This is a genomic window from Geodermatophilus sp. SYSU D00663, from assembly GCF_054050655.1.
In genome coordinates this window covers 18,663-28,480 of sequence record NZ_JBJGZT010000041.1, presented here as the reverse complement: position 1 = coordinate 28,480, position 9,818 = coordinate 18,663, and the positions used below count along the sequence as shown (strand labels likewise).

9 protein-coding genes are annotated in these 9,818 nt (G+C 77.2%); 5 read left to right on the top strand and 4 right to left on the bottom strand.

Translation table 11 applies throughout. From position 1 onward, the window contains the following. Positions 1 to 70 precede the first annotated feature (70 nt). Positions 71 to 634 (bottom strand): YceI family protein, encoded by a 564-nt coding sequence (locus ACI79Z_RS21845; RefSeq protein ID WP_387986016.1) that lies wholly within the window; start codon positions 632 to 634, stop codon positions 71 to 73. Positions 635 to 724: 90 nt separating this feature from the next. Between ACI79Z_RS21845 and ACI79Z_RS21840 the strand changes: the two genes are divergently transcribed. The 5 genes from ACI79Z_RS21840 to ACI79Z_RS21820 all read left to right on the top strand — a co-directional run bounded on the left by ACI79Z_RS21840 (position 725) and on the right by ACI79Z_RS21820 (position 6,620). Beyond that, positions 725 to 1,231: a MarR family winged helix-turn-helix transcriptional regulator gene (locus tag ACI79Z_RS21840; RefSeq protein WP_387986018.1), complete on the top strand. Its 507-nt coding sequence runs from the start codon at positions 725 to 727 to the stop codon at positions 1,229 to 1,231. A gap of 80 nt (positions 1,232 to 1,311) precedes the next feature. Next, the gene (locus tag ACI79Z_RS21835; protein ID WP_387986021.1) at positions 1,312 to 2,499 is read left to right on the top strand and encodes a sensor histidine kinase; all 1,188 of its coding nucleotides are present in this window, start codon (positions 1,312 to 1,314) and stop codon (positions 2,497 to 2,499) included. Continuing rightward, complete coding sequence (locus ACI79Z_RS21830) at positions 2,496 to 3,179, top strand: response regulator (RefSeq protein ID WP_387986022.1); 684 nt, start codon at positions 2,496 to 2,498, stop codon at positions 3,177 to 3,179. The genes ACI79Z_RS21835 and ACI79Z_RS21830 overlap by 4 nt, the downstream gene beginning before the upstream one ends. A gap of 189 nt (positions 3,180 to 3,368) precedes the next feature. Then, positions 3,369 to 4,142, top strand: coding sequence for an ABC transporter ATP-binding protein (locus tag ACI79Z_RS21825; RefSeq protein ID WP_456904009.1), 774 nt, complete (start codon positions 3,369 to 3,371; stop codon positions 4,140 to 4,142). 3 nt (positions 4,143 to 4,145) lie between these two features. Next, entirely contained in the window at positions 4,146 to 6,620 is a 2,475-nt protein-coding gene (locus ACI79Z_RS21820; RefSeq protein WP_456904007.1) for an FtsX-like permease family protein, read from the top strand. Positions 6,621 to 6,691: 71 nt separating this feature from the next. On the opposite strand, the gene ACI79Z_RS21815 is transcribed toward ACI79Z_RS21820, so the two are convergent. Genes ACI79Z_RS21815 through ACI79Z_RS21805 form a run of 3 tightly spaced genes read right to left on the bottom strand, consistent with a single transcriptional unit; the run spans position 6,692 to position 9,779 of the window. Beyond that, entirely contained in the window at positions 6,692 to 7,576 is an 885-nt protein-coding gene (locus ACI79Z_RS21815; protein ID WP_456904005.1) for an enoyl-CoA hydratase-related protein, read from the bottom strand. Further along, the gene (locus ACI79Z_RS21810) at positions 7,573 to 8,565 is read right to left on the bottom strand and encodes an acyl-CoA dehydrogenase family protein (protein ID WP_456904003.1); all 993 of its coding nucleotides are present in this window, start codon (positions 8,563 to 8,565) and stop codon (positions 7,573 to 7,575) included. Before ACI79Z_RS21810 ends, ACI79Z_RS21815 begins: the two co-directional genes overlap by 4 nt. After that, positions 8,562 to 9,779, bottom strand: a complete 1,218-nt coding sequence (locus ACI79Z_RS21805) for an acyl-CoA dehydrogenase family protein (protein ID WP_456904002.1) — start codon at positions 9,777 to 9,779, stop codon at positions 8,562 to 8,564. Before ACI79Z_RS21805 ends, ACI79Z_RS21810 begins: the two co-directional genes overlap by 4 nt. Positions 9,780 to 9,818: the final 39 nt, after the last annotated feature.

Sequence of the window (9,818 nt, the reverse complement as noted above, 5' to 3'; positions counted from 1 at the left end):
GGGGGCGGGGGGGCCGCCCGCGCGCGGCCCCCGGCGGGCCAGGGGCGCGGCGGGGGCCCTCGGGAGCGGATCAGGCGGTGCGGAGCACGGCTTCGATCTCGAGCTCGACGTCGATCTTGTCGCCGACGACGACGCCGCCGCCGTCCATCGGCATGTCGATGTCGACGCCGAAGGCCTTGCGGGAGATGGAGGTCTTGGCGCTGAAGCCGGCGCGGTAGCCGCCGTAGGCGTCGGGACCGAAGCCGTTGAGCTCGAGGGCCAGCGTGACCGGCTTGGTGATGCCCTTGATGGTCAGGTCGCCCTGGACGGTCCAGTCCTCGCCGTCGGCGACGACGCCGGTCGAGCGGAAGGTCATGACGGTGTGGTTGCCCACGTCGAAGAAGTCGGCGGAGCGGATGTGCGCGTCGCGCTGCTCCTGGCGGGTGTCGATCGAGTCCATGTCGATGGTGGCGGTCACCGAGGAGGCGGCCGGGTCCTCGGCGGTGACGATCTCGCCGGAGAACTCCGTGAAGTAGCCGCGGACCTTGCTCACCATCATGTGGCGGACGGAGAAGCCGACGGTGGAGTGGGTGGCGTCGATGTCCCAGGTGCCGGCGACGTAGCCGGGGATCTGGACGGCGGTGGTGCTGGTCATGGGAGGGACCTCTCGGTGGTTGAGCGTTTGAGCTTCCGCGGTCCACAGCGTAGTTGAGCGCTTGACTATTCCGCCAGTACCCTGAGGGACATGACGACGCAGGTGTCACCCGGAGCGGGGGCTGCCGCCGGCCCGCCCGCCGGGGAGCCACGCTGGCTCGACGCCGAGGAGCAGAAGGCCTGGCGGGCCTGGCTCTACAGCACCCAGCTGCTCAACGACCGGCTCGACCGCGAGCTCACGCGGGCCACCGGCATCCCGCACACCTACTACGAGATCCTCGTGCAGCTATCGGAGACGCCCGGCCGGCAGATGCGGATGAGCGAGCTGGCCGACCGCTGCCTGTCCTCCCGCAGCCGGCTGTCGCACGCGGTGTCCCGGCTCGAGGAGCGCGGCTGGGTGCGCCGTCAGGTCTGCGCCGAGGACGGGCGCGGGCTGCTCGCCGTCCTCACCGACGAGGGCTTCGCCGCCCTGGAGGGCGCCGCGCCGATCCACGTCGAGGGCGTGCGCACCCACCTGTTCGACCAGCTCACCCCCGAGCAGGTCGCGGCGATGCGGGACATCGGCGAGACGCTGCTGCGCCACCTGAACGAGGACTGAGCACCTCCGCCCCCGGTCCGACGGGCGGGTCCTCCCCCGGGTGGACGACGGCGCGCGCCGCGCTGCCTAGATTCGGCGCGATGGACGAGCGGCCCCTCCTCGAGCGCCTGGTGGCGCGGCTGCGCGCGCACCCCTTCGAGGTCGACGCCGCGCTCGCCGCACTCGTCGGGCTGGTCACCGTCGTCGCGCCCGCGCGGGCGTACTGGCCGTCCGAGGGCGTCGCGTCCGTCCTCGGCGTGCTGCTGGTCGCCCCGCTGGCCTGGCGCCGTCGCGCCCCGGTCCCCGCGGCCGCCGCCGTCACCGCCGTGGGGCTGCTCGAGCTGGTCGCGGGCACCGACTTCCTCGCCGCCAACGTCTCCGCGCTGCTGATGGTCTACGCGCTGGCCGCCTACGCGCCGCCGTGGGCCTCGCGGGCGGGGCTGGTCCTCGGGTTCACCGGCGCCGTCCTCGTGGCGCTGCGCTGGTACTCCTCGGACCTGCCCGACTCCCTGGTGGTCAGCGCCGGCTCGGTCAGCGTGTCCGTCGTCGCGGCCTGGGCCCTGGGCCGGGTGCGCCGCTCCCGGCTCGGTGAGCTCGCCGGCCTGGCCGAGCGCGCCCGGCTGCTGGAGATCGAGCGCGACCAGGAGATGCGGCTGGCCGCCACCGCCGAGCGGGCCCGGATCGCCCGCGAGATGCACGACGTCGTCGCGCACTCCCTGTCGGTGGTCATCGCGCAGGCCGACGGCGGCCGCTACGCCGGGAGGACCGATCCGGAGGTGGCCACCGGCGCGCTGGAGGCGATCGCCGCCACCGGCCGGCAGGCGCTGACCGACATGCGCGCCCTGCTCGGCGTCCTGCGCGACGGCGCTGCCGAGCAGTACGCCCCGCAGCCCGACGTCACCGCCGTCCCGGCCCTCGTCGACGACGTCCGGGCCAGCGGGCTCGACGTCGACCTGCTGGTGGAGGGCGAGCCGCGGCCCATGGCGGCCGGCCCGCAGCTGGCCGCCTACCGGATCGTGCAGGAGTCGCTGACCAACGTGCTCAAGCACGCCGGGCCCAGCGGCCGGGCGTGGGTGCGGCTGCACTGGCGCCCGGACTCCCTCGAGCTGTCGGTGCTCGACGACGGCCGCGGCGCGGCGGCGGCCCTGGCCGAGGGGGACGGGCACGGCCAGGGGCTGCGCGGCATGCACGAGCGGGCCCAGCTGCACCGCGGGCGGCTGGAGGCCGGCCCCCGCGCGGGTGGCGGCTGGCGGGTGCACGCGGTCCTGCCGCTGGGCGGCGCGCGGTGACCGTCCGGGTTGTGCTGGTCGACGACCAGCAGATGGTCCGCGCCGGGTTCCGGATGGTCATCGACTCCCAGCCCGACCTGACCGTCGTCGGGGAGGCCGGCGACGGCGCCGCGGCCGTCGACCTGCTGCGGTCCACCCGGGCCGACGTCGTGCTGATGGACGTCCGCATGCCCGGCACCGACGGGATCGAGGCCACCCGGCAGGTGACCGCGCTGCCCGAGGCCCCGCGCGTGGTCGTGCTGACCACCTTCGACCTCGACGAGTACGTGGTGTCCGCGATCGGCGCCGGGGCCAGCGGCTTCCTGCTCAAGGACGCGCCGCCGGAGGAGATGCTCGCCGCCGTCCGCACCGTGCACGCCGGCGACTCGGTGATCGCGGCCAGCTCCACCCGCCGGCTGCTGCGGCACGTGGCGCCGATGCTGCGCGGGGCCGGGTCGGCGCCCGCGCCGGCGACCGAGCTGGCCGAGCTGACCCCGCGCGAGCGCGAGGTGCTCGTGCAGATGGCGCTCGGCGCCACCAACACCGAGATCGCGCAGCGGCTGTTCGTCAGCGAGGCGACGGTGAAGACGCACGTCGGGCGGGTGCTGGCGAAGACCGGCTCGCGCGACCGCGTGCAGGCCGTCGTCCTCGCCTACCGGACCGGGCTGGTCTCCCCCGCCGACCTGCTCCGCGACGCCTGAGGCCGGGCACCTCCGCGGAACCGCACGGGGCACCTCCGCGGAGGTGCGCGTACGACCGGGGGATGACGCCGGGGTCCGCCCACGGACGCAGCGGCGCGACGGCGGGAACCGCCCTCCGCTCCGACGCGGGAGGACGGCCGCGGCCGCGAGGGTCGTCGTCGTCCCAGAAGCGATCCGCGGAGGTCTCCCGTGTCCGTCCCCGTCATGACCGTCCCCGGCGAGCCGCCGGCGTCGGTGTCGTCCGCCGCCGTGCGCGCCACCGGCCTGACCAAGGTGCACGGCACCGGCGAGACGGCCGTGCGCGCGCTGGCCGGCGTCGACGTCGCCTTCGGCCGCGGGGAGTTCACCGCGATCATGGGGCCGTCCGGGTCGGGCAAGTCCACGCTCATGCACTGCCTGGCCGGCCTGGACACCGCCACCTCGGGACGGGTCTTCCTCGGCGACACCGAGCTGACCCGGCTGCGCGACGACGAGCTGACCCGGCTGCGCCGCGAGCGGATCGGCTTCGTCTTCCAGGCGTTCAACCTGCTGCCGGTGCTCGACGCGCGCGAGAACGTCGTGCTGCCGATGCAGCTGGCCGGCCGCCGTCCCGACCCGGCCTGGTTCGACGCCGTGATCGCCCGCCTCGGCCTGCGCGAGCGGCTGCGGCACCGGCCCTCGGAGCTGTCCGGCGGCCAGCAGCAGCGGGTGGCCATCGCCCGGGCGCTGCTCCCCCGCCCCGACGTCGTGTTCGCCGACGAGCCGACCGGCAACCTCGACTCCCGCGCCGGCGCGGAGGTGCTCGACCTGCTGCGCAGCAGCGTCCGCGAGACCGGGCAGACCGTCGTCATGGTCACCCACGACCCGACCGCGGCCTCCTACGCCGACCGGGTCGTGCTGCTGGCCGACGGGCGGCTCGCCGGGGAGGTCGAGCGGCCCACCGCCGCGTCGGTGCTCGAGGCGCTGCGCGGGCTCGGGGGCTGACCGGTGCTGTCCACCACCCTCGCCGGCCTGCGCGCCCACCTGCCGCGGCTGGTCGCCTCCTGCCTGGCCGTCGTGCTCGCGGTGGCGTTCGTCGTCGCCACGCTCGTGCTCAACGAGACCACCCGCAGCACCGTGCTCACCGCCGCCGGCGCCCGCCACCTCGGCGCCGACGCCGTCGTCACCTCCGACGACGGCAGCTCCCTGCTCGACGACGTGCCCACCGTCACCGGCCTGGACGGCGTCCTCGCCGTGGCGCCGGAGTGGGAGACCTCGGTGCAGGCGGTCACCCCCGGCCGCACCGGGGCGCAGTACCTGCTGGTCGGGACGGTCGCCGACGACCCCGCGCTGCGCTGGCAGCGGCTGGCCGACGGCGCGCTGCCCGACCGGCCGGGCGAGGTCGCGGTCAGCGAGCGCGCCGGCGCGGGCGTCGGCGACGTGCTGCAGGTGGCCGGGACCGCGCCGGACGGCACGCAGACCTCCACCCCCGTGACGGTCACCGGGGTGGTCGACCTCGGCGGCGACCCGGAGGCCGGCCTGTACGGGCGGGCCTGGGCCACCCCCGCGCAGGTGCGGGCCTGGGGCGCGGTCGACCCGGCCGAGCTGCGGGTCGCCGGCGTCCCGGGCGCCGACGAGGAGGTCCTGGCCGCCGCGGTGCGCGACGCGCTCGCCGGGCAGCCGCTGACCGTGCGCACCGGCACCGAGCAGGCCGAGCACCGCGCGGCGTCGATGCTCGGCAACGCCACCGCGCTGGCCGCCGTGCTCCTGGTGTTCGGCACCGTGGCGGTCGTCGTGGCGGGGCTGGTCATCGCCAACACCTTCGCCGTCCTGCTCGCCCAGCGGACCCGGGAGCTCGCCCTGCTGCGCTGCGTCGGCGCCACCGCCCGGCAGGTGCGCCGCGGCGTGCTGGCCGAGGCCGCGGTCACCGGGCTCGCCGCCTCGGCGGTCGGGGTCGCGGCCGGTGTCGGGCTCGCCGCCGTCGTCTCGGCGCTCGCCGGCGGCGTGGACTCCCCCGTGCCGCTGTCCGGGCTCGCGGTCCCGCTCACGGCGGTCCTCGCGGGGCCCGCCGTCGGCACGCTGACCACCCTGCTGGCCGCGCTCGCCCCGGCCCGCGCGGCGACCCGGGTGGCGCCGCTGGCCGCGCTGCGCCCGCTCGACCCCGCGCCCCTGCGCTCCCGCCCGGGCGTGCTGCGCCTGGTGATCGGACTGTCGCTGCTCGTGCCCGGGGCGGCGCTGCTCGCGCTCGGCGTGGCCGTGGCGTCGGTGTTCGTCGCGCTGCCCGGCGGGGTGGCGAGCTTCCTCGGCGTCGTCCTGCTCGCCCAGCGCGGGGTGCCGCCGGTGGTCCGCGCGGCGGGCCGCCTGATGTCCCGCGTGGGCGGGGTGCCGGCCCGGCTGGCCGCGGGCAACGCCACCCGCAACCCCCGGCGCACCGCGGCGACGGCCACCGCGCTGCTCATCGGCGTCACGCTGACCACCGCGATGGTGGTGGGCACCGCGTCCACCCGGGCGACGGCGACCGCCGGGCTGGCCGCCGCCTATCCCGCCGACGTCGTCGTCGAGGGGCTCGGCGGGGAGCTGCCGGCGTCCCTGCTGGACCGGCTGGAGGCCCTCGACGGCGTCACCACCGGCACGGCGCTCACCCTCGCCCGGCCGGCCGGTCCCGACGGCGAGCCGTGGGAGGCCTACGGCGTGGACACCGCGACCGCCGTCCCGGCGCTGCGGTCGACGGCCGACCTGCGGCTGCCCCGGCCGGGCGAGGCGCTCGTCCCGCAGTGGCAGGCCGACTCCTGGTCGGTCGGCACGGGCGACCCGGTGGAGCTCTCCCTCGACGGGCGGACGGTGACGCTGCGCGCGGAGGTCGTGGACGGGGACGCCCCGCTGCTGCTCGCCGGCGCCGACCTCGCCGCCCTCGCCCCGGACGCCGCGGTCGGCCAGCTCTGGCTGCGGCTGGACGACGCCGACGCCGACGTGCAGTCCGCCGTCGTCGACACGGTCACCGACACCGTCGGCGCGGCCGCGACCGACGCCCAGGTGACCGGGGTGGTGAGCCTGCGCCAGCAGCTGGACGAGGTGCTCGACGTGCTGCTGCTCGTGGTCACCGGCCTGCTGGGCGTCGCGGTGGTCATCGCGCTGATCGGCGTGGGCAACACCCTGGCGCTGTCGGTGGTGGAGCGCCGGCAGGAGAACGGCCTGCTGCGGGCGATGGGGCTGACCCGCGGCCAGCTGCGCGGGCTGCTCGCCTGGGAGGCGGTGCTGGTGTCGGGGGTGGCCGCGGTGCTCGGCGTCGTCCTCGGCGGGGTCTACGGGGTGACCGGGACCGCCTCGGTGCTCGGCACGGCCGGCGAGGTCGTGGTCGACGTCCCCTGGCTGCAGGTGGGCGCGATCGTCGTCGTCGCGACCGTCGCCGGGCTGCTGTCCTCGGTGCTGCCGGCCCGCCGCGCGGCCCGCACCGCCCCCGTGGCCGCCATCGCCGCGGTGTAGCCCGCGGTCACGGCGCCGTGACCGCCCGCGAGGGTGCGGAGGTGGTTCCGGCGCCGTGATCGCGGTGGAGCTCAGGGGGCGACGTCGTCCGGCGGCTGCGGCCAGGGCGGGACGCCGGCCACCGGCCCCTCCCCCAGCGGCGTGGTGAACGCCGGCGCGCGCTTGGCGAGGAAGGCGGCCACGCCCTCGGCGGCGTCGGGCCCGCGGCCGAGCTCGGCCAGCGCGCGCGACTCGACCCGGTGGGCGTCCCAGGGCGAGGGCGCCCCGAGCATCGACCACAGCATCTGCCGGGCCGCGGCGACCGCCACCCCGGAGGTGTTGTCGGCGATCTCCCGGGCCAGGTCGAGCGCGGCGGGCAGCAGGTCCGCGTCGGGGACCACCCGGCTGACGAGCCCGCCGCGCAGCGCCTCGTCGGCGCCGAACACCCGGCCGGTGGCCACCCACTCCACCGCCCGGCTGATGCCGACCACCCGCGGCAGGAACCACGTCGACGCCGCCTCCGGCGTGATGCCGCGGCGGGCGAAGACGAAGCCGAAGCGGGCCGACCCCGCCGCGATCCGCACGTCCATCGGCAGCACCATCGTCGCGCCGATGCCGACCGCCGGGCCGTTGACCGCGGCGATCACCGGCTTGCGCAGCGCGGCGAACGGCAGCGACGCGACGCCGCCCCAGTCCCGCGCGACGCCGTCGACGGTCCCCTGCACCGGCGGGTCCCCGCCGCGGTCGCGGTCGGCGAAGGTCCCCGAGCCCGCGCCCAGGTCGGCGCCGGCGCAGAAGGCCCGCCCCTCCCCGGTGACGACGACGACCCGCACCCCCTCGTCGGCGTCCGCGGCGGTCGCGGCCCGGGCCAGCTCGGCGGCCATCACCGGCGTGAAGGCGTTGAGCCGGTCGGGCCGGGACAGGGTGATCGTGGCGACGCGGCCGGCGACCTCGTACCGGAGCTGCTCGAACGTCATCCCAGGGCGCCGGCCTCGGCGAGCCGGGCGACGGTGTCCAGGTGCTCGGCGGCGTCCCCGAGCAGCAGCCGGTCCACCTTGGCGCGGCGCCAGTACAGGTGCGCGTCGTGCTCCCAGGTGAACCCGATGCCGCCGTGGACCTGGATCGCCGTCTCGGTGGCCCGCTCGGCGACCTCGGCGGCGTAGGCCTTGGCGGCGGCCGCGGCCAGCGGGAGCTCGGCCGGCGAGGAGTCGGCCGCCCACGCCGCCCACCACACCAGCGAGCGCAGCTGGTCCACGCCCACCCAGGCGTCGACCAGCATGTGCTTCACCGCCTGGTAGGAGCCGATGACCCGGCCGAACGCCTCGCGCTGGCGGGCGTACTCCACGGCCATCAGCACCGCGCGGTCGGCGGCGCCGAGGTCCTCGGCGGCCAGGACCACCGCGCCCACCTGGCGGGCCCGCGCCCACAGCTGCCCGGCGTCCTCGGCGAGCACCCGGCGGGAGGTCATCCGCACCGAGGCGAGCCCGCGGGTGGCGTCCATCGGCCGGCCGGGGGTCACCTCGCCCTCGCCGGCGACGAGCGCGCCGTCGTCGAGGCCGAGGAACAGCGTGGCGTCGGCGGCGTCCAGCGACGGCGCGGAGCCGGTGACCGGCCCGTCGAGGACGGCGAGCGCGGCCGACCCGTCGGCCAGCTGCGCGGCGAGGTCGGGCGCGGACTCCAGCAGCACCGCGGCGCGCGCGGCGGTGACCAGGGAGGGCCCGGCCAGCACGGCGCCGGCCTGCTCGGCGACGACGGCGAGGTCGAGCACGCTGCCGCCGGCGCCGCCCGCGGACTCCGGCACCGTGATGCCGAGGAAGCCGATGTCGGCCAGTGCCTTGCGTCCCGGGCCCGGGACGCCGGCGCCCTCGAGCGCCGCGCGGGCGGCGGCCGGGGTGACCGAGCCGGTGAAGAACTCGCGCGCGCCGGCGGCGGCCGCGCGCTGGTCGTCGGACAGGTCGAAGTTCACCGGGCACCTCCGGAGAACGGCGCGGTCTTGTCGGTGCGGGGTTCCGGCGGCAGGCCGAGCACCCGCTCGCCGAGGATGTTCCGCAGCACCTGGTCGGTGCCGCCGGCGATCGCGATGCCGGGCACGTAGGCCTGCGCGCGCTGCCAGGTGTCGTCGCCGTCGGCGGTGGCGCCGTACACGGCGTCGTCGCCGAGCAGCCGGACGCCGGCGTCGGCGACCAGCCGGGCCGCGGCGGTGCCGCCGAGCTTGCCGGCGCTGGCCTCCGGGCCGGGCACGCCGCCCTGGGACAGCGTGGTGAACCGCCGGTAGCCGGTGTAGCGGGCGGCCAGCGAGGCGACCAGCGCCCGCCCGACCGCCTGCCGGGCCAGCGCCTGCCGCTCCGGGTCGAGCGCGGGCAGCCGGTCGCGGGCGTGCGCGGCCAGCGACTCCGGCGCCGGGCCGATGTCGCTGCCGGCGCCGCCGATCGCGACCCGCTCGTTCATCAGCGTGGTGAGCGCGACCCGCCAGCCCTCGCCGGGCTCGCCGAGCCGCTCGGCGTCGGGGATGCGGACGTCGTCGAAGAAGACCTCGTTGAAGTCCGCGCCGCCGCTCATCTGGCGCAGCGGCCGGACGGTGACGCCCGGCGCGTGCATGTCGACGACGAACATCGTCAGCCCGGCGTGCTTGGGCCGGGCCGGGTCGGTGCGGGTGAGCAGGATGCCGTGGTCGGCGACGTGCGCGAGCGTCGTCCAGACCTTCTGGCCGTTGACGACCCAGTCCTCGCCGTCGCGGACGGCCGAGGTGCGCAGCGCGGCGAGGTCCGAGCCGGAGCCGGGCTCGCTGAACAGCTGGCACCAGACGTCGTCGGCGCGCAGCAGCCGGGCCAGGTAGCGGGAGCGCTGGTCGTCGCTGCCGTGCGCGATGACCGTGGGCCCGCACATGCCGATGCCGATGTGGTTGATCAGCGTGGGCACCCGGGCGCGGGCGAGCTCCTGGGCCACGATCGCCTGCTGCACCAGCGTGCCGTCCTGCCCGCCGTACTCCCGCGGCCACGTGACGCCGACCAGCCCCGCCTCGGCCAGCACCCGCTGGGTGGCCCGCAGCTCCGCCTCGCGGGAGCGCGCGTCGACCGGCTCCCCCGGTGAGACGTGCAGCAGCTCGGACGCGTGCTCGTCGAGCACGGTGCGGACGTGCGCCCGGTAGGACGCCTCCTCGGGGGTGTCGTCGAAGTCCACCCGGTACCTCCTCGTCGTCGAGCAGTACGCGCCGCAGCG

What these genes read in the sequence shown, in the direction of transcription:
- ACI79Z_RS21815 (WP_456904005.1), bottom strand. Translation starts at nt 7,576, where the DNA reads ATGACGTTCGAGCAGCTCCGGTACGAGGTCGCCGGCCGCGTCGCCACG.
- ACI79Z_RS21840 (WP_387986018.1), top strand. Translation starts at nt 725, where the DNA reads ATGACGACGCAGGTGTCACCCGGAGCGGGGGCTGCCGCCGGCCCGCCC.
- ACI79Z_RS21845 (WP_387986016.1), bottom strand. Translation starts at nt 634, where the DNA reads ATGACCAGCACCACCGCCGTCCAGATCCCCGGCTACGTCGCCGGCACC.
- ACI79Z_RS21835 (WP_387986021.1), top strand. Translation starts at nt 1,312, where the DNA reads ATGGACGAGCGGCCCCTCCTCGAGCGCCTGGTGGCGCGGCTGCGCGCG.